The 21,866-nt window shown below is 41.1% G+C and carries 11 protein-coding genes; 10 read left to right on the top strand and 1 reads right to left on the bottom strand.

Annotated features, from left to right (window positions below):
- The first annotated feature begins 12 nt into the window (after nt 1-12).
- The 7 genes from BQ7997_RS14175 (at nt 13) to BQ7997_RS14145 (ending at nt 11,918) form a co-directional block, all read left to right on the top strand.
- Nucleotides 13-1,527 (top strand): RagB/SusD family nutrient uptake outer membrane protein, encoded by a 1,515-nt coding sequence (locus tag BQ7997_RS14175; protein WP_073346970.1) that lies wholly within the window; start codon nt 13-15, stop codon nt 1,525-1,527.
- 14 nt (nt 1,528-1,541) lie between these two features.
- Complete coding sequence (locus BQ7997_RS14170; RefSeq protein WP_073346969.1) at nt 1,542-2,291, top strand: DUF4843 domain-containing protein; 750 nt, start codon at nt 1,542-1,544, stop codon at nt 2,289-2,291.
- 16 nt (nt 2,292-2,307) lie between these two features.
- Nucleotides 2,308-4,008, top strand: coding sequence for a PKD-like family lipoprotein (locus BQ7997_RS14165; RefSeq protein WP_073346968.1), 1,701 nt, complete (start codon nt 2,308-2,310; stop codon nt 4,006-4,008).
- Nucleotides 4,009-4,085: 77 nt separating this feature from the next.
- Entirely contained in the window at nt 4,086-6,410 is a 2,325-nt protein-coding gene (locus BQ7997_RS14160; RefSeq protein ID WP_073347435.1) for a S9 family peptidase, read from the top strand.
- Between the two features lie 18 nt (nt 6,411-6,428).
- Entirely contained in the window at nt 6,429-8,786 is a 2,358-nt protein-coding gene (locus BQ7997_RS14155) for a S9 family peptidase (protein ID WP_073346967.1), read from the top strand.
- Nucleotides 8,770-11,487: a S9 family peptidase gene (locus BQ7997_RS14150; RefSeq protein WP_073346966.1), complete on the top strand. Its 2,718-nt coding sequence runs from the start codon at nt 8,770-8,772 to the stop codon at nt 11,485-11,487. Before BQ7997_RS14155 ends, BQ7997_RS14150 begins: the two co-directional genes overlap by 17 nt.
- Nucleotides 11,488-11,492: 5 nt before the next feature.
- Nucleotides 11,493-11,918 carry a lipocalin family protein gene (locus tag BQ7997_RS14145; protein ID WP_073346965.1) on the top strand — a complete coding sequence of 142 codons (426 nt, stop codon included), beginning with the start codon at nt 11,493-11,495 and terminating at the stop codon, nt 11,916-11,918.
- Nucleotides 11,919-12,040: 122 nt separating this feature from the next.
- Here BQ7997_RS14145 and BQ7997_RS14140 read toward each other — a convergent pair whose 3' ends face one another.
- On the bottom strand, nt 12,041-13,585 hold the full coding sequence (locus BQ7997_RS14140) for a family 43 glycosylhydrolase (protein WP_073346964.1): 1,545 nt from the start codon (nt 13,583-13,585) through the stop codon (nt 12,041-12,043).
- A 476-nt stretch (nt 13,586-14,061) separates the two neighbouring features.
- Between BQ7997_RS14140 and BQ7997_RS14135 the strand changes: the two genes are divergently transcribed.
- Genes BQ7997_RS14135 through BQ7997_RS14125 form a run of 3 tightly spaced genes read left to right on the top strand, consistent with a single transcriptional unit; the run spans nt 14,062 to nt 21,859 of the window.
- Nucleotides 14,062-17,220 (top strand): SusC/RagA family TonB-linked outer membrane protein, encoded by a 3,159-nt coding sequence (locus BQ7997_RS14135; protein WP_073347434.1) that lies wholly within the window; start codon nt 14,062-14,064, stop codon nt 17,218-17,220.
- A gap of 12 nt (nt 17,221-17,232) precedes the next feature.
- Nucleotides 17,233-18,972: a RagB/SusD family nutrient uptake outer membrane protein gene (locus BQ7997_RS14130; protein WP_073346963.1), complete on the top strand. Its 1,740-nt coding sequence runs from the start codon at nt 17,233-17,235 to the stop codon at nt 18,970-18,972.
- A 40-nt stretch (nt 18,973-19,012) separates the two neighbouring features.
- Nucleotides 19,013-21,859, top strand: coding sequence for a SusC/RagA family TonB-linked outer membrane protein (locus tag BQ7997_RS14125; RefSeq protein WP_073346962.1), 2,847 nt, complete (start codon nt 19,013-19,015; stop codon nt 21,857-21,859).
- The last annotated feature ends 7 nt before the right edge of the window (nt 21,860-21,866 follow it).

Below are 21,866 nucleotides of genomic sequence, written 5' to 3'. Positions count from 1 at the left end.
AAAGAAGGAAATATGAAAAAAATATATATTATATTATTCACACTATGTATGGCAGGCATGTCTCTCGTTTCTTGTAATGACTGGCTTGATGTGAGACCTGCAGATGAAATAAAAGAAGAATATCTTTTTGAGACAGGAAATGGGTATCGCACTGCTCTAAATGGCATTTACCGTAAAATGGCAACATTTGATCTATACGGAAGTAATTTAAGTTGGGGGTTAGTTGATGCTTGGGGACAGGTATATGACTTGAAGAAATCCACAGATAACGGTGGTGGAAAAGCTATGAAAAAGATTGCTGATTTTGCATATAAAAATTCAGAGTTAGTTCCAACTACAGATGCTATGTGGGCAGCCGCATGGAATATCATTGCTAATTGCAATAACTTAGTTCAGCAAGTGGCGGAGGAAGATACGATGCTGTTCTTTAACAGGACGCAGGAGAAGAATATGATTCTAGGTGAAGCAATCGCTTTACGTGGGTATATGCATTTTGATTTGTTACGTATGTATGCACCCTCTCCGGCAATGAATCCGGGTGAGCGTACTTTTATTCCTTACGTGGATAAGTATCCTTCTTATCTGTCGGATAGACAAACAGTAGATTATTGTTTGCAGCAAATAATTGCCGATTTGGAAAAAGCTCAAAAGATGTTGTGGGAGGTAGACAAAAACTATAACTTCGAAACGGAAGAACGATTTGATAAGAGTCCTTCCGGTGAATATCGTTTCTTGTACTACAGAGGTTTTCGGTTAAATTATTATGCAGTAACAGCGACACTGGCTCGGGTTTATTTATATGCCGGTCGATTGGACGATGCTTATAATGCGGCGAAAGTTTTGATTGATATAGTAGCAAATAAGGGCTATTTTAAGGCATTAACGAGTTACTCTTATATAGAAAGTGGTAATGTGAAAATGTATGATGATATTATTTTTGCGTTGTATTCTACAGATCTTACCGATTGGGATCAAGAAATAAATCACTCTACTGATAATGCTTCTAGTCCTTCTAGTGAGAGTTATTTAGCGATAGGAACTAAGATTGTAGATGAGTTCTTTGGTAGTGAGCAGAGTAGTGATTGGCGTCTCAAATATCAATTGGGGCCAAAAAGTTCATATTATTACTATCGTTCTTTGAAGTATCGCAGGCAGGATGAAGGCACTAAATATGGTAAAGTGAATAGCGTAATGATTCCAATGATCCGTATGTCTGAAATGTATTATATTGCAGCAGAAGCAATATGCGGGAAAGATCTTGGCTTAGCTAAGTCATATCTGACTTCAGTAAAAAAAGGTAGAGGTATATATTATCCAAATCTTGATGCTGTTGTTGATCAGCCTACGATGATTGATGCTATTGTGAATGATGCTCGTCGTGAGTTTTTTGGTGAAGGACAAACTTTCTTCATGTATAAACGTCTGAAAAAAGAACTGAAAGGTGTATTTTATGATGATTATGTAATATATAAGCCTGATGAGGAACATCTTGTATTACCGTTGCCAGATTCAGAAAGTAATATTTAATTAAGGTAGAGAATATGAAAGGACTAACTTTATATATAATTGGAATTTTATTAGTTTCATCCTTTTTAGCTTCCTGTGAAGAAAAAGGATTATTGGTAAATGCGAATAATGTATCATATATTTCATTTGAAAAGAATATGATGACAGATACTACGGGTGTAAGTTTTAAGTTTTACAATGAGGGTGAAGATGCTACAATCTATTTGGGAGTAACTGTTTCAGGAAAAGTACAGGATAAAGATTTGGAGTTTACGATAAGTGTTGACCCTTCTCGAACTACTTTGCCAGCTTCTCAATATGAACTGCCGCAAAGATGTGTTGTTAAAGCCGGAGTACTTACAGGTGAGATACCAGTCACTTTAAAGTATTATAATAAGCTGGATGAAGAGGCTCAGTTATTAACTTTGAAGGTTGATGAGAATGGTGAGGTAAGCCAAGGTATTTCCGCTTATACACGCGCTATTATTTCTGTATCGAATTTGTTGTTTGCACCTGAATGGTGGACGAGGAATGATGGTGATGTGGATAAACCCTATAATAATGTTGAAGAGTGGTATCTTGGAATTTATTCGGAAAAGAAATATTTGATGTTTTTAGATGAACTGAAAAAGGATGGAGTTGTCTTTGATGGCAAAGATATAACTGTATTACGTAAATACTCATTACGTTTGAAAAATACACTCAAAGATTATGAAGAACGTGGTGAGACTGTATATGAAGATGATGACAAAAAGATTCCAATGGTTGTGAAGGTTGCCGGATAGTAAAAAAAGAAAAATTATGAAGAAGATAACATTATACTTTTTATCCTTGCTTTTATTAAGTAGCATATATAGCTGCCTGGATGATAAAAATGATTATAATTATAGCCAGATAAATGGTCTGAAGGGCGATGCGAGTCAAATGATGCCGAGTGTTTATAGTGTTGGTGTGAATGAAGATTTAGAGATAAAGCCTAAATTTGAGTTTACTGTTGACAAAGCGGAGATGGATCTTAGTTATGAGTGGTTACTAGATGGCAAACTATTGGATGTAAAGACACCTGAGTATATTTTTAATTCGAGTAAGGGTGGTTTGTTTGAACTTACTTTTTCGGTGAAAGATAACAAGACTGGTGTTAAATACTCTGCTTCTGCTAATATTTCAGTTCGTTCTCCCTATCAGAGAGGATGGGTTATTTTGTCAGAGGTAAATGGAGAGTCTGCTCTTTCATTTATCAAGATGAAAACTTTATATGGTGTAACAGAAACTGTTGATGTTTTTGGTGACCCTGTAGTGCGTGATTCTGTAGTCTTCCGTGGAGTAGAAAAATATGTGGTTAAGAATTTGGGAACAAATCCAAAAGGGATTATGGAACATCTTGGTTTTCCTAGTACTTTTGGTCAGTTAGAAACTGTATATGATGAACTTGTTGTTATGCAGGATCGTTGGGTAGAATTGAACGGTAATACTTTAGAGCATGAAGTCTATACGGATGAAGAATTCGGTGGCGATTTACCTGAAGGAGGATTTAAGCCTGTGGATGCTTCGATGTCGTTCTCTGCCAAGTTCGTTCGTGATGAAAATGGCTATATTTATATGCACATGAAACCGTACGCCAATGATTTTCATGCAGGAGTATATATGTCGATTCCTTTATGGAACAAAACAGAATTTAGTGCTTTGTATCCTGCCCAAAAGTTTAGAAGTACTTATCAAGATGCGGTACTTGCATGTAGAAAGAAAGATAATTCATTAGTAATTATTCGAGATGGAGGTGCCGTTGATTATAATGAAACAAGTCCGGCCTTAACACTCAACTCTATTAGTGATACTGGCAATGTTCTTGAGCTAATGGGAGACAATGCGTCGAAATTTCAGAATATGGGTGATAAGAGTATTGTATCGTTGTTGCCTGCAACTATTAACAAGAGCGATTGGAAACAGGCATGGGTCGCATTAATGAAAGCCCCTGATTCTAACTTATACGAGTTGCGATATTTTAGAATAGACGGTGATAATACGACAGTCGAGGATTATTATGAAAATAAAGCAGGAAATTTTGGTGGTCAGAGTTATACAGATATGGCGGTATTCAATCATAAGAAATTTGCAATAATCGCTACAGGAAACAAATTGTGGTATTGGCAATATGCAGATGCTACTTGGAATAGTTTTACTCTTTTGCCTTCGACTTCTCCTATTTTATTAAAAGAATTCAGTAATGATATAGTTTCTGTTTCATCCAATGATATCTATATTTATGCTGGATATGGGGTTTATAATGGACAGTTGGGTGTAGCTTTGGATGATGGTACCTTCTGGATTTATGAAGTAATAGAAGGGAAAAAAGATGCTTCGGGCAAAGTTGTGAAACCGACTGTCAAACAAGTATATCCAAATGAAGAGACTAACAAAGAAGGAGATAATAATTTCGGAAAGATTGTAGATACATTATATAAAATAGGTAATGCAAAACAAATCACACGATATGATCTTTAATTGTAAATATTAAAATTAAGAGGAATCACATTGATCTGCAATTCGTATCAATGTGGTTTCTCTTGGTTAATTCAAATATGAAAAGAAATATATTGTTCATCATACTATTTTGCTGGTTAAGTTGTTTACAAAGCTTTTCACAACAACAGGCAAACTATGAACTAGTAGAAAAGTTTTATGCTTTCGGATTGGGAGGAAGCTTATCAGGTAATAGTCAAAGCATCTGGCCAAACGAAATAAACGGGACAGACAAATTCTGGTTTGAGTTTCGTACTATTGCTGGCAAGGATTATTATTTCGTAGACCCGGCACGGCGTTTGAAAGAACCTTTATTCGATAAAGGAAAACTGGCGTCTGGTATTGCTCAAATTACTAAAGAAGTGGTAGACCGAAATAAGTTGGATTTGAGCAATATTAAGTTTTCTGAAGACCTTGCTTCTTTTACATTTTCTATTAGAGGAAAAGGGTATGAATATAACCGTCGGACACATCGAGTATTAAAAAAGGAAAAAGAAAAGAATAAATCCTTCTCCTGTCAGTATTCGTGGATGAATCTATCACCGGATAAGAAATATATTGCTTATGTAAAAAAACATAATCTTTATGTCAAAGGTAATAAAGAATTGGGTATGGATACTACTGAGGTACAGTTGTCAACAGATGGCATATTGCATTATTCTTATGCACGTAATGGGGGGACAAATGAAGAAAGAGAGGTCGAATCTGATATACGTTGGTGTCCTGATTCACGTCATTTTTATTTAGTGCGCAAAGATAGTCGTTTGCTCAGAAACCAATGGGTTATAAATTCACTAAGTGAGAACCCTAGCTTGATGACCTATCATTATGAATTTCCGGGAGATAAAAATGTGGCTCAGTATGAATTGTTTATAATAGATGCAATCGGAAAGACGGTAAAGAAAGCAAAGATCGATAAATGGCAAGATCAGTATGTGTCAGTGGTAGATGTGACTTCTGATAGTAAGTATCTCTTCTTCGAACGGACGAAGCGTACGTGGGATGAAGTGGATTTATGTTCTGTTAATCTCTCTACTATGGAAGTGAAAGAAATCATTCACGAAGTTGACAAGCCGTATCGTGATCCTCATGCTCGTAGCGTTGCTATTTTGAATGACGGTAAAGATATTCTTTTCCGTTCGGAACGTACGGGATGGGGGCATTACTATCATTATGATGGCAATGGAAAGCTGAAGAATGTGATGACTTCCGGTGACTGGGTGGCAGGTCAGATAGCTTCTATTGATACTTTGGAACGAACAGTATATTTGTATGGATATGGTAGGGAAAAAGATATTAACCCATCTTATTACATGCTCTACAAAGTACATATTGATAGGGAAGGAGTGACTCCATTAAGTACGGAAGACGGTCAGCATCAGGTTAACTTCCTGAAGTCTAACAGATATTATATTGATACTTATTCTAGAGTGGATATGGAACCTAGAATCATGTTGAAAGACAATAAGGGACAAACGATTCTTGAATTGGCAAAGCCGGATATTGAATTAGCCGGCAAAGCCGGATGGAAAAAACCGGAACGTTTTGTTGTGAAGGCTGCTGATAATATAACTGATTTGCATGGAGTAATGTGGAAACCGGCAGACTTTGATTCGACTAAGGTGTATCCGATTATTTCTGTGGTATATCCGGGACCTTACTTTGGGCAGGTTCCTACTTCGTTTACCTTAGAAGATAGATGTTGTACCCGTTTGGCCCAGTTAGGTTTTATCGTAATTGCTGTGTCTCACAGAGGAGATACCCCTATGCGTGGAAAGGCATATCATCGGTTTGGTTACGGCAATATGCGTGATTATCCATTAGCGGATGATAAATATGTTATCGAGCAGTTAGCTCGCAAACATTCTTATATTGACATTGACAAGGTAGGTATCTACGGTCATTCCGGTGGTGGATTTATGGCTGCTGCAGCCATCTGTACCTATCCGGACTTTTATAAAGCTGCTGTCTCCTGTTCCGGAAATCATGATAACAACATCTATAATCGTGGATGGGGAGAATGCTACAATGGGGTGAAGGAAGTGGAGAAAGTTGTAAAAGACAGTTTGGGCAACGAGACAAAAGAGTATGAATATAAGTTTAGTGTAAAGTCGAATGCAGAGATTGCTAAGAATCTGAAAGGCCACTTGATGCTTGTCACCGGAGATATGGATAAGAATGTGAATCCAGCACATACATATCGTATGGCTCAGGCTTTGATTGAAGCCGGAAAGGATTTTGATATGCTGGTGATTCCGGGTGCCGGTCATGGATATGGTTCTGCTGATAAGTATTTTGAAAAGAAAATGTACCGTTTCTTCGCTAAACATTTGCTGGGTGATACTCGTGCGGATTATTGGGGAGACATTAATCGCAACAAATAAGACAATAGATAAGATTTTATGAAAAACTCTCTCTTTAGATATGTGTGTCCGTTGGTTGCATTGTTGATATGCAGCTTTGCCGGTGCACAGCAGAAAGCGAATTATAAGTTAGCGGAGAAGTTCCGTCTGTTGGAGCAGAATCCTATAACAAAATATTCTACAGAAGTCAGGCCGACGTTTATTAACGATACGGATTGTTTTTATTATTCGTTTACTACACGTGAAGGAAAGAAGTATTATTATGTAAATCCGAAGAAAAAGGAAAAACGTCTCCTGTTTGATACGGCTGAATTATTGAGTAAAATTGCGGCATATACCAAGAAAGCCTATTCTTCGGCAGACCCATATCTGTCTTTCACTTTCATGAAGGATAACGAAACAATTCGTATTGATTTCGACCGTGGGCTTTATACATACAACATTCATACGAAAGTGTTGAAACAGCTTAATGAGAAACCATCTTATGGAAATAGTGATCCGTATTGGATGAAATATTCGCCGGATAGTCTTTACTTTCTTTATGCCAGCAAGGATAATTTGTATTTTGTCGGGAATCAGAAGAAAGGACAAGATACTATTCCTGTACAACTGACAACGGACGGTGAACCGAATTATACATTTAACCGTGAAGACGAGGGCATGATGGAAGGGCGCTTCGGGGCTGAATCCGCTCATTGGATTCCGGGTAGCCATCGTTTTTATGCAGTTCGTGAGGATAACAGGAAAGTGCGTGATTTATGGTTAATCAATTCGTTGTCTACTCCATATCCGACACTGAAAACTTATAAAGCCGAACTAGCGGGCGATAAACATGTCACCCAATATGAATTATTGATTGGAGATGTTGATACCCGTGAAGTGAAGAAAATTGATATTAATCGTTGGCCTGATCAGTATATTGACGTATTATATATTTCGAAAGACGGGAAACGTTTGTACTTCCAACGCTATAACCGCCCATGGAACCAGTCGGATATCTGCGAAGTAGACGTAGAAACCGGAAAAGTGCGCGTGGTGATTCATGAAGAAAACAAACCGTATCTCGATTATCAGATGCGTAATGTCTCTTTCTTGAATGACGGAAAGGAAATTCTGTTCCGTTCCGAACGTAACGGTTGGGGACACTATTACCTGTATGACACGGCAACGGGAAATCTGAAGAACCAACTGACTGATGGGACGTGGGTAGCCGGTCCGGTTACCAAGATTGATACTATCGGGCGTAAGATGTATTTCTATGGTTATGGTCGTGAAAAAGGTATTGATCCTTATTACTACATTCTTTATGAAGCTCAATTGGATCGTCCGAATGCTGTTCGTTTGTTGACTCCGGAGAATGCGTCACATGATGTCAGTATCTCTCCGTCTTACCGATATATGGTAGATTCTTATTCTACCGTTTCGCAGGAACCGGTGAATGTGGTTCGTAACCGGAATGGAAAGGTGATCATGACATTGGAAAAGCCCGATTTGCAGCCTGTCTATGAGATGGGATGGAAAGCGCCGGAACGTTTTAAGGTAAAAGCTGCCGATGGAGTGACCGACTTGTATGGCGTGATGTGGAAACCTGCCGATTTTGACTCGACAAAGGTCTATCCTATCATTTCTAATGTTTATCCGGGACCGTTCTTTGAATATGTGCCGACACGTTTTACGATTAGCGATGTTTATAACACCCGCCTGGCTCAACTGGGATTCATTGTAATAACCGTAGGGCACAGAGGCGGCACTCCGATGCGTGGAAAGGCTTATCATACCTACGGATACAACAATATGCGTGATTATCCGTTGGCGGATGATAAATATGCTATCGAGCAACTGGCTGCCCGTTATCCGTTTATTGATGCTACCAAAGTTGGTATTTACGGACATTCTGGTGGGGGATTTATGTCGGCTGCCGCCATTTGCACTTATCCCGATTTCTATTCGGCTGCCGTTTCATCGGCTGGTAATCACGACAACCGTATTTATAATAAAGGTTTTGTAGAGATTCATTTCGGTGTGGATGAGAAGGTGAAAACGACTAAAGACAGTTTGGGAGTAGAAAGCACGACGTATGATTATAGTGTCCGTGTACGTCCGAATCAGGAGTTGGCAAAGAATTATAAGCACGGCTTGCTGCTGTTTACCGGTGCGATGGATAAGACTGTGAATCCGGCTAACACATTGCGTCTAGTGGATGCGTTGATTAAGGCAGATAAGGATTTCGAGATGTTTGTATTGCCGAAATGTACACATGGATTCTTCGGTGAGTCCGAGGACTTCTTCGAGCATAAGATGTGGCGTCATTTTGCCCGCTTGCTGTTGCATGACAACTCGGCTGATTCTGATGTCGATTTGAACAAGGATATGATTAAAGATGACAGGAGAAGATAAGATGAATCGGATATTTATACATATAGGGATTATTGCGGGTTTGTTGCTGGGTGGAAGCTTGTCTGTTGAGGCTCAGAAGAGGCCGTTGGATATAGAAGCGTGTACGTCTTGGAAACGTATTGATGCGCCGGATATTTCACCGACAGGCAGGTGGGTGACTTACCGTATATCGTTGATGGAATATAATCCGGATAGCAAGGAAGAAAAACCTCTGCATTTATTCGATTCTCGTACACGGAAAGAAATATTGCTGAATGGTGATATAGAGCGCCTGGAGTTTTATAATAACGATCGGGGAGCTTTTTATCGGCAGGCGGACTCAGCAGGAGTAATGAAGACGTTCTTGTTGTCATTGCCTTCGGGAGTAAAGGCCGAATGGAAACATAAAGAGGCTTTTCGCCCTGTAGAAGGGACTCCTTACTCAATCTCTGTAACTAACGTGCCGAAAGATACGGTGAATCATGTCCCGGCTTTTAACAGGCTGGTGGTACGTCATTTGAAGACAGAAGTTGCTTTTCATATTGACAGTATCGGCTATCATACATTGTATGACGGAGGACGTTCTATTCTTTTCATTCGTAGAAAGTCAGGCGGGAACGAGCTATGTTATGGTCCTTTAGCCGGTCCATATAAGACTCTTTATCAGAGTTCTGTAAAGAGTGAACCCTCTTCTTACAGTTTTAATGAAAAAGAGATGACCGGGGAGTTTAGCGTAAATGATTCTTTGTGGTATGCTTTCTCATTAAAGAAACCGGGTTGTAACTTACTTTTTGACCGGAAAGAGATTGTTTTACCTGAGGGAATGGCTGTCGGACGCATTGACTTGTCTAAAAGCCATAATTTTCTGATACTTGAACTTCGGGACTCACAGCAGATTTCACGTAGAAGGGAAGAACCGGAAAAGAAACCGGACAAGAGCTTTGAATTGGAGTTGTGGACATGGAACGAAATGGAAGTTCCGACTTTACAAAGGGGCGGACGTTATAGGCAGGATAAGTCGGTGACGTATATTTATGATATTTCTTCTAAGAAGCTTACTGAAATTGCCCCGTCTACCGTAGATTTACTCTTACCATCGGGAACAGAGAAATTGGATTATGTGCTTTATACGGACGAATCTCCTTATAAGATGCAGCGTGAGTGGCTGGATCGCTTACCGTTCGATGTGTATTCGGTGAATGTGCATACAGGTGCGAAACTACTGATCGGACGTAACTATCGTACTGCTCCGAAATGGTCGATGAATGGCAAGTGGGCGGTAATGTATGATCCGATTGCCCAAGTCTGGAATAAGTTTGATGGTGCTACCGGTAAGGTCGTTAATGTATCTGATGCTATCGGTTATCCGATGTTCGTGGAAAGTTATGATAAACCGGCTCCTGCCCCCGCTTATGGAATAGCAGGGTGGACGGCTGACGGGAATAATGTCTTTCTGTACGATGCATATGACTGGTGGAAGGTTGATTTGACGGGAGAACGTCAGCCGGAGTGCCTGACTAAAGGGTATGGCCGTAAACATGGCAAATCTATTCGTAAAATGACGAGCAATATAGATAAGGATGTTTTTCAGAAAGACGAGACTGTCATTGTCAGCCTTTGGGATAAAGACACGATGGATGAGGGTGTCTATCAGCTTGATATGAAAGGACGTCTGAAGAAGCTGATGGAAGGGAATTATGTATATACCATACACCGTTTCTCTGACAATCATAAGTATTGTGTTTGGAATCGTCAGAATGTATCGGAATTTCGGGATTTGTGGTGGAGCAAAGCAGACTTTTCAAATCCGGTCAGAGTAACGGATGCCAACCCTCAACAGGCGGATTATAAATGGGGTACAGTCAAACTGGTGAAGTGGACCAATTACGAGAATAAGGAAAATAAGGGATTGCTTTACTTGCCTGAAGATTATGATCCCCAAAAAGAATATCCGGTGCTGGTACAGTTTTATGAAACCCATTCCGGTGAGCTGAATATCTATCATGCACCTTTGCTGAGCAGTGCGTTAGGAGATCCTGTATATTTTGCCAGCAATGGTTATATTGTGTTTATGCCGGACGTGCATTTCACGGTTGGGACTCCCGGCCAGAGTTGTTATGATGCTGTGGTTAGCGGAACAAAGTACTTGATAGAGCTGGGGATAGCGCATCCCGGGAAAATTGGTTTGCAGGGACATAGCTGGTCCGGTTATCAAACATCCTATTTGGTGACAAAGACAGATATTTTCACCTGTGCCAATATTGCGGCTCCTATCACCGATATGGTTACCGGCTATTTGGGAATTCGTAATGGAAGTGGGCTGCCGCGCTATTTTATGTACGAAGAGACACAGAGCCGGATGGGAAAGACTTTATGGGAAGCGAAAGATAAGTATTTGGCTAGTTCTGCAATTCTGGAAGCAGACAAGATACATACACCTTTATTGATATTGCATAATGACCAGGATGAGGCTGTTGCGTATGAACAAGGTCGTGCTCTTTATTTAGCTATGCGCCGCCTGCAACGTCCGGCATGGTTATTGAATTACAAAGGTGAAGGGCATTTTGTAATGGGCAGAGGTGCTCAGAAAGACTGGACTATCCGGATGATGCAGTTCTTCGACTATTACCTGAAAGGAACAAAAGAACCGCGTTGGATGAAGGAAGGTATCCATTTGCGTGAACGTGGAATTGAACAGAAATACGATTTACTAGAAAAATAAATAAAATGAAGAAACTATTAATTACAGCTATGGCTTTGTCTTGCTTCGCATTCAGCAGTTACGGACAGGGCAAAGTAGAGAAACAAATTATTGGTAAATGGTGCAATCCTTATACCTACAAGTCTACAGGTGAATTCAAAGGATTTGAATTCAAAAAAGGGGGAAAATGCTCTGCAGTCAATATCCCTTCTTTGGATTTAAAGACTTGGAAAATTGATAAAGACGGCTATTTGATTATCGAAGGATTCAGCAAGGAAGACAATGGAAAGACGGAAGTGTATAAGACACGTGAACGCATCGGAAAGCTGACAACTGATTCATTGGAACTGGTTACACAGGACGGACCACCGAGGTTGGCTTTCCTGTATCTGAATACGAAATCAATCAAGAAACTGGTGACTCCGGAAGTAGCTCCCGACAAGAAGAAATAAATCTCTCTCTTAAATAATTTAGTGTTAATATTAGCATTACGTTGCTAATGAAGGCGCCCCGTCGTAGTGGTTACGATGGGGCGTTTTTTTGTTATAAAAACAATTTATACCAAATGTACTTCTTAAGGCTTCACACAATCTACAAGTCCTATATCAATGTATGAATAAGGAGCTTTATTCTCAAAGACTACGGCTATAATGTTGTTACCTGTTTGGAGGCATTCTTTATTAATGGTTTCTTTTGTATATTCTATCAGATTGTTTTCATTTGAATAAATTAATTTTTCATTGATCCAAATATTGACGGAGCCTGTATGGCGAAGAAATAGAGCGGGTTGCTCAGGAAGTGTATCAATAGAGAAGTTTTTTCTCATCCAAAGTTTATCAGAAGAATATTCTGAACCAACGTCACTGAATGTGCCGTGGTTCATGACTTCCGGATTTCCGAATGCGCCTTCTTTTTTATCCCATTCCGTATCTTTAAAATACATAGACAGCCAGTTACCTTTCGGCTCTGTGGTTGTAATATACCATATAGGGCGTGGATATGAGCGTTTGATAGACAAAGCGCCTTCGGGAGAAACTTCAATTGGAATAAGGGCAGGTTCGATTGCTTTCTCCATATGTGGTTGTGGGTGAAACTGCGTAGACCACCAATAACCTTTCTTGTCTTTAAAGATATTATTATGTCCGGCATAAGTGATGGCACGATGACGATTATTGTAAGGTCCATAGATTGACCCCGATGATGTGGCAGAAAAACAGTCATACGTGCGTGCTTCTTTTCCGTTGATTGTAGTGAAGGTATTCGAAGAGTTATACCATACGTATTTTTCTCCCACTTTAAGCATATTGATACCTTCTCCCCAAGGTGGAGTGGGGTTAAACTTCAGATCCCTCAAGGGTTCTGCTAATCCACTCATATCGTCTTTCATACGGGCTATGCTATATCCGTCGCACAAATAGTAAACTGTGCCGTCCGTATCTTCGAATAGTGCTACGTCAATGTGTCCTGGTAGAGGCCCATCGGTCTTTATATCGACATAAGGACCTTCCGGTTTGCCACTTGTGCTTTTTAGTATTCCTATTCCGCCGTAATTCATTGAATAACCGATCCAGTAAGTACCTTTCAGATAATGAATCTCAGGAGCCCAAATACAACGTACCGGATCGTTGTTGGGTGTTTGGGTATTAGGAGAGAGTTTGAATTCTTTCGACCAGGTAGCATCTTTTTCGAAAGTCCATACATATCCCATTGTTTCCCAGTCTTTCAGATTCTTTGAACGCCAAAGTGGGATGCCGTCGTTATACCACCAGCCGTTTGATTCGGGACTGCTTTTCAAAGGAGCAGGCAAGGTCGTGAGTTCTGGTGTTCCCACCATATAATAATATTCATCCGGTGCATTCAGTATAAAAGGGTCACGTACCCAGTTATTAAAAAGAACTCTTAGCGGAACCCCGCTATAAGAGTTATAATCCCGTGCTGCGGGAAGTATTACGGTAGCGTCGATAGGCTTGTCTGCCGGTTGCGGGACAGGATACCATTTTATATTATTTTCTATGTTTTCTCCTGTGTTTGCATGGTTGTCTTTGGCGTTATTATCAGCACAACCGGGAATGGACAGGCTTGCTAGAATTATTAAACCTGTGAGATGTTTCTTTTTCATGGTAATGATTTTAATTAGTAATGGATATGTGCAAAGATAAGCTATTGTTATATCAGGATTTTCCTTTCTTGTAACAAGATTATTCTCTATGGTAACCAGCCCGTTTTTGAAAGATAATTTCCTTTTTATGTTTGTATAAGGCTTTTTGAAGGGAATTGTAGGTTAAAAAGGTTTGTGGATAGGGTGATTTTAAAGCAAATTTTTATGTTTGTTACAATATCGAAGTATCATGTGACAATAGGGAAAGTCGTTTGAGCAAAACACCTTTACATTTGCAATCAGTTAAGTTGACGAAAATACTAATTAAAAACACCAAGGCTTATGAAGAAACACATTGAATCGGGCTAATCATCTCTTTTCTCAGTAGGCAATCTTCTTCGGATATATGTCTTACTATACTCGTTAAAATTATTTCTAATCATTGCATTTGCCGTTCTCACGGGACTTGCTAAATTAAAAAACTCATGGAAAAAGATATGAATCATTATATCTTGAAATGGCGAATATCAACGTTTACAAGATGTTACTTGCTATGTTTGGTATCCTTTATGCTATGCTTTGCCATGAATGCCTTCTCTCAAGGGTCGCAGAAAACCATCTCAGGGAAAGTGACCTCAAACGATGGAGAAGCGCTCATTGGAGTAACTATCCAGGCAGAAGGTACGTCAGTCGGGACTATTACAAACGTGGACGGTGCATTCTCGTTTAAAGTACCTTCCACTTCCAAGACGCTAATTTTCAGTATGATAGGTTTCAAGGAACAAAAAATACTGATTGGTACTAAAACTTACTTCAATGTACTTATGCAGGAAGATGCCATTGCGATAGGAGAGGTCGTGGTGGTAGGCTATGGCGTTCAGAAAAAAGCCACTGTTACCGGAGCTATTTCAGTTGTCGACACGAAAGACCTCCTTCAGTCTCCACAGGCAAATATTAGCAATGCGCTTGTAGGACGAATGCCGGGACTTCTTTCCGTACAGAATAGTGGTGCACCTGGGCAGGATGCTTCTACATTAAGAATACGTGGCGTGGGAACATTTGCCCAATCTACGGAATTGTTTGACCCGTCCGCCCCATTGATTATGGTAGACGGTATTGAGGCGGCAACATTCAATAACATCGATCCGAATGAGATAGAGTCCATCTCTATTCTGAAAGATGCATCGGCTACGGCGGTGTATGGAGTACGTGGTGCGAATGGTGTTATTATTATTACTACCAAACGGGGAACTGAAAGTGCTCCGAAAGTAAGCCTTTCCAGTAATTTTGGACTGGCTACGTTCACCGAAACTCGTGAGAATATGGGGAGTTATGAGTGGGCGAAGACCTTTAATTCGGCTTTGAAGAACGACGCCTATTTTAAAGGAGTTTATATTCCTAAATTTACGGATTCGGAAATAGAGCGTTACCGGCTCAATTCTGACCCGCTTTTCTATCCGAGTACTGACTGGACAGATGTGATTCTGAAGAAATGGGCATTTCAGACGCAGCATAACGTGAATATCAGCGGTGGAACCAAGCGGGTGAAGTATTTCGTTTCATTGGGATATTTCAATCAGGAAGGTCTGTACAAGAATACGGATATCATGTCCGACGTAGACTACAAACTTAAATATGACCGATACAATATCAGGGCGAATTTTGATTTTAAGGTAACAGATGATTTGGGTATCAAGTTGAGCTTGTCCGACCAGTTGGATACTCGTTCCGGGCCGCGAAACAGTGTGGAATATGTACTTTCCACTGCCTATAAGGCGGCTCCTAATCTTGCACCGGGCATTGTTGACGGCAAACTGACTGTACTTAAAAACAGAGACAATAGTATTGTCAACAACCCGTTGGGCAATCTGCTGAGAAGCCCTTATGATAAAGATCAGGGAAATAATCTGAATGCTCAGGTGAGGGCAGACTACAAACTGGATTTTCTTACCAAAGGACTCTCTGTACACGGAACGGTGTCTTATCAGAATTACTACTGGTATCAGCGTAGCTATCATCCCGAACTACCTTATTACTATTTGGTTTATGATCAGGAAGGGGGGCCAAAACATGTGAAAGCAAGCCAGGAACGGCCGCCTTCACTCAATACGGATTCCCGGAAAACCCGTAAGGTAGATATTGAATTCGGACTGGATTATGCCCGTTCTTTCGGCGGTGATAAGGAACATAACGTGAGTGCCTTGTTGCTTTATAATCAGCGGAAGTTGTATGACCCGCGCCTTAAATATGGAATTCCGAATGCTCATCTCGGGTTTGTAGGTCGTGCTACTTACGATTACAGGCAGAAATATCTCATAGAATTCAATATGGGCTATAATGGTACGGAAAATTTCGCAAAGGGACATCGATTCGGTTTCTTCCCGGCTTTTTCGCTAGGCTGGGTAGTGTCCGAGGAAAAGTTTTTCCCAAAAACAGAAGCAGTTTCTTTCCTCAAGATACGCGGTTCTTACGGTGAAGTTGGTAATGACTGGGTGGGGGATGATCGCTTCCTCTTTCTACCGACTTCTTACACCAAAGATGGTGGCGGTGATTTTGACATCGGCTATTGGTTTGGAGAGGTTGGTGTCAATGCAAACAAGCATGGCTCTGCTTCCGAAGGGATTTTGGGTAATCCTGATCTTACTTGGGAGCGTGCTCGTAAAGCAAATATAGGTCTTGAAATCAGGCTGTGGGATGATAGAATCAGCCTGACCGGAGATTATTTTTATGAGAAGCGTAGCAATATCCTTACCCGTATGGGAACAGCACCTGTCATCACCGGTGCACAGCTTCCTGCATACAATCTTGGTATTATGCAAAACCAAGGGTTTGATGGGGAGTTGACTTTCCGTGATCGTGTTGGTCAGTTATCTTATTGGGCAAAAGGAATCTTTACCTTTGCACGTAATAAAGTTATAGAAATGGATGAAGTAGCACCGAGATACCCTTATCTGAGAGCCACAGGACAACGTAGCGGTCAGTATTTCGGACTTATTGCAGAAGGCTTCTATAATACTTGGGAGGAAGTCAATGACCCTAATCGTCCACGTTCTATTTGGGACAATAACAAGATACAGCCCGGTGATGTGAAATATAAGGATGTGAATGGTGATGGCGTTATTAATGAAGACGACCGTGTACCTATCGGTTATTCCGGTTTCCCTGAAATCATGTATGGAATTTCTTTTGGTGGTAATTGGAAAGGTTTCGACTTCTCCGTATTATTCCAAGGAGCAGCCAACCAATCCCGCCCGGCATCCATTACTATGAGCCGTGGCTTCATCACTGATGGCGGTGCACCCGCTTATTTGAATGATTATTGCTGGACTCAGGAAAAGTATGATAATGGCGAAGCGATTAAGTTCCCTCGTCTGTCCATTTCGAGCGACCACAACTATCAGCGTTCTACACTTTGGGTGCGCAACTCGAAATATCTCCGTCTGAAAAATGTGGAACTGGGCTATACGTTCAATGGCAGTATTCTGAAGAAGCTGGGGCTGAGTTCTACCAGAATCTATGCTAATGGCAGTAACTTGTTTACATGGCACAATCTATTGAAAGGCGAAGACCCTGAAATCCCCTTTGTGGGTGATGGCAATTATGAGCCATATCCTACAACAATGGTGTTTAACTTTGGACTAAATGTGAATTTTTAATATGCATACGATATGAAAAGGACAGTAATATATGTGATATCTTTTGTGTTGGCAGCCTTTTTAGCTACATCTTGTGAAGATTATCTCGAAAAGCCTCCTGGAGTTGATCTGACGGAAGATATGATTTTCGATAACGAACAAAATCTCGAGGAGTTTATCAACGGTACATATTGGTTGGGTGTTACTTCCGATCTTGGATGGCAGGGTAGAGAAGGTGGCGGTGGTTACGCGCCATGTTGCGACGAGGGAGAGATTTCGATGGCGTGGTATTTCCAGCATGTGTGGAACAGAGGAGCGCTCAATGCTTCAACCGGACCAACTACGCATGATACACGTTGGGATGACCGTTGGAAAGCATTACGCCGGGCTAATATCTTGATAGAACGGATAGGCAGTATTACTTTCGAACCTACCAACCGTGAGTATGACTACAAGAACCGTGTAATGGGAGAAGCTCTTTGGATACGTGCCTACAATCATTTTGAATTGTTTCGTAAGTTCGGTGGGATTCCCAAAATTGACAAACGTTTGAATATGGGTGACGATATGAAGATTCCCCGTTCTTCGGTAGAGGAGATAGTGAAATTCATCGTAAAAGATTGTGAGGATGCTGCCGGACTGTTGCCCAGTTCGTATGCTTCCAATGAGCGTGGACGCATTCATAAAGGTGCAGCACTGGCTTTGAAAGCACGAACACTTCTCTATGCGGCAAGTCCTCAGTTTAATACGGGTAGTCCTTACATGAGTTTGGGAAGTGACAATAACCTCATCTGCTATGGTAATACTGATGTCAGTCGCTGGAAGGCTGCTGCCGATGCTGCTTTGGCAGTTCTCACTTGGGCCGAGACAGAAGGAAAGTGGTGCAAACTCATCGATACGGACCAACCTGATAAAGATTATCTAACCTCTTGGAATGTTTATGATAATTCGGAGATAATTCTTGCTCAGAAGGCTTCGGGAGCAGTGGGACCCTGGCATTGGCCTTTCGAACCGATGACTCCCAAAACACAGGGACAAGGAGGTATTTCTGTTCCATTGAATTTTGTAATGCTTTATCAGAAGAAGGATGGAACCGATCAAAATTGGGATTTGAAGAACGGAGGAGATGACTTACTAGCCAAATATTCAGAACTCGATCCGCGTTTTGCACAAACGCATGCTTATCACACAAGCCGTTGGAATAATCAGATTGAGAAATTGGATATGACTTCGGGAAGTGTTAATAACCCTCTTGAACAACCTTGTTGGGGGGGAGTAATGGCACATAAACCAGTACCATATGACCTTTCGTCCGACCATCCAATCATTCCGAATGTTACGCTGTTCCGGCTTGCCGAATTTTATCTCAACTATGCTGAAGCGCTGAATGAGGCAGACCCCGGTACAGTTGTTCCAGAACCTGCCAGACTGAAAGCAAACGTTATCAGAGATCGTGCCGGTATGCCGGAATTTCCGGCCGGAATGTCAAAGAACGATTTCCGCAAAGCTATAAAACGCGAACGTGCCATTGAATTGGCTTATGAGAACCATCGTTTGTGGGATTTGAGACGCTGGTTGGACTGCGAACAGGACGGAGTGATGAAAGGGGATATGTACGGTATAAAGATATATCCGTTGGAGAACAACCCGGCAGATTTCAAGTATGTACCTTATGTCTTTGAGAAGCGGTTCTTCCCGAAGTATATGTATCTTAATCCTTTCCCGCAGAGCGAAGTGAACAAAGGGTATATCGTACAAAATCCCGGTTATTAGAATCATTACCTATTTATTGTATAATAAAACAGTAATTACTATGGCTTTAAAATACACTACAATATTTCTGAGTACGTTTCTGCTTCTCGGTTCGGGATTCGCTTCTGCCCAATCGTCCTTCAAGGATGTTACGCAGTATGACGATTCCGTACAGATAGGCTATGAGAAACAGCCGTTTTGGAAGGTGACTTCTGCCATTTCTACGGTAGAAGGAGAGAAGTTGCAGAGGACATTCACAACGAATGTTGCATCTACGTTATATGGGAGATTGCCCGGTCTTACACTGATGGAAGGTAGCAATGAGCCGGGATTCAGTATTGGTTCCAACAGTATGTTTGCACGAGGCATCGGGACTTTCCGCGATGATGCGCAGAAGATGCTTTTGCTTGTTGATGGGTATGAGTGCGATTTCACTCAACTTTCGTCTTTTGAAATAGAATCGGTTACTTTACTCAAAGATGCTTCTGCCACTGCCATATATGGCGCCAGGGGAGCCAATGGAGTACTATTGGTGACTACAAAGAAAGGAAGTGCTTCTGCTCTGCAAGTTAGCTTGCGTGCTCAGGTGGGTTTCCAACAGGCAAAGCGGATGGAGGAATTTATGGGAGGTTACGATCATGCACGCTTTTACAATGAGGCTTATAAGAATGATGGAAAAGGAGATTACTATTACTCGCCGGAAGATCTCGAAGCTTATCGCACGGGGAGTGACCCCTATTTTCATCCGAATGTGGATTGGGCTTCTCAAACATTGAGAAAGGTAAACCCTATAATGAACTACGATCTTAGTTTCCGTGGAGGAGGTGAGCGTGTACGCTATTTTGTGATGCTCAATGTCTTGAATAGTAAGAATTTAGTCAAGCCGATGGCAGACCGTTCGGATAATACGAAGAATGCCGACTTTACCAAATATAGTTTCAGGTCGAATGTGGACATTGATATTACACGCTACCTTACCGCAGAAGTACTGTTGGGCGGTATGGTGCAAGATCACACTACTCCCGGTTGGGAGAGTGACAGTAATCTTTTTAGCATGATTAACGGCATTCCTCCTATCTCATTTCCGGTTTATAATCCCGATAATTCGTACGGAGGAACTGCATTAAGCGGAAATCCGTTGGCAGAGATTACCGATATGGGGTTTTATTCGAGGAACTCCCGTTTGCTGAATTCTGCTATCAAACTAACCGGTAAACTGGACTTTATTACTCCGGGATTGAGCGCTTCGGTAGCTCTTTCTTACAATAATTATTTCAAAGGATATACTATCCGTGGACGTAGTTACTCCAGATATTCGATAACAAAGGGTGCTGATGGCAATCCGCTTTACCATCAGCATTCGGTAAATACAGATTTAGGAAATGATGAAAACCGTGCCGAAGAATGGAATAATGTAACTCTCAGGGCATTTCTGAACTATGGACGCACTTTTGGACGTCATGATGTGAATGCATTTATGTTGTTCAACTATGATGAACTTGCAATTTCACGTAGAAATATGCCCGAAGGTTATCAGGATGCATCAAATTTCTATAACTGGAATAGATATAATATTCTTTCGGACAATCTGCCTGTGAAGCATGCAGGTTTTGCAGGTAGAGCGACCTATGCATACGATAAGAAGTATGTGGCGGAAGTGTCGTTTAGTTATGAAGGTTCGGATAAGTTTCCCGGACATGCCCGGTTTGGTTTCTTTCCTGCAGCTTCGCTGGGTTGGATACTGTCACGTGAGAGTTTTATGAAGAATGTCACATTTGTTGATTTTCTGAAGGTCAGAGGTTCTTATGGTGTGGTAGGAAATGATGCAATTGGTGGTGAACGTTATATGTATGACCAAACGTTTAATGGTGCCGAAGGTTATTTGTTTGGCGTTGCACCGACCGATCCCGGTAGTCTTCGTGAGTGGCGTGTTGCCAATCAGGATGTGACATGGGAGAAAGATAAAAAGTTCAATATTGGTGTTGAAGGGCGATTCTTCGATTGCATAGATATGTCTTTCGATTACTTTCAGCATAAGCGTAATAACATCTTGGTTGTACCGGATGCAACGTTACCTTCTTTTTTAGGGATGATTCCTCCTTATCTGAATCAGGGGCGGATGACTAACAGTGGATTTGAGGCTATGTTGAGATATACCAACTCAGCAAAGAACCCTTTTCGATTTTATGTAGAAGCCAATGCATGGTTTGCCCATAACAAGATAGATTTTATGGCGGAAGAGGTAAAGCTTTACGATTACCAGCGGCGTACAGGGCAATCTTATGGCAAATCTTATGCACTTATTGCTGAAGGTTTTTTCAACTCTCAGGAGGAGATTAATGCTAGTGGACTGACTTACGAATGGGGAACCATTCGTCCGGGGGATATCAGATATAGAGACATGAACGGTGACAACGTGATCAATGACAATGACTTTTACCCGGATGGATATAACAATATTCCGGAGATAACGATGAATCTTGAATCGGGCATTAGCTGGAAAGACTTTGATTTTAGTTTTCTATTTCAGGGAGCAGCACGAAGAGATGTTTATTATTCCATTTCAGCATTTGCCGGTGATAGCAGAATCCCGGAAATGGCTAGAGGGCGATGGACTCCGGAGACGGCTCAGACAGCTACCTATCCGAGGCTTACGACTGAAGTGGATAATATAAACTTCCGTACTTCTACTTTCTGGAAACGCAATGGTAGTTTCTTGAAACTGCGAAATGTAGAGCTTGGCTATACGCTGAAAAATCTTATTCGTAAAGGAAGTAATCTTAGAATATTTGCCAACGGGACAAACTTGTTTTCCCTTGACTATATGGACGGAATGACTGACCCGGAAATTTTTGGAGGTTATCCTACTCTCCGTACTGTCAGTCTTGGTGCTCAATTAACGTTTTAATTTTTAT

Origin of the sequence: Bacteroides congonensis (assembly GCF_900130125.1) — a bacterium.
In the GTDB taxonomy this organism is placed as follows: domain Bacteria; phylum Bacteroidota; class Bacteroidia; order Bacteroidales; family Bacteroidaceae; genus Bacteroides; species Bacteroides congonensis.
The sequence above is the reverse complement of the archived record's forward strand: the minus strand, read 5'-3'. Positions and strand labels throughout refer to the sequence as shown.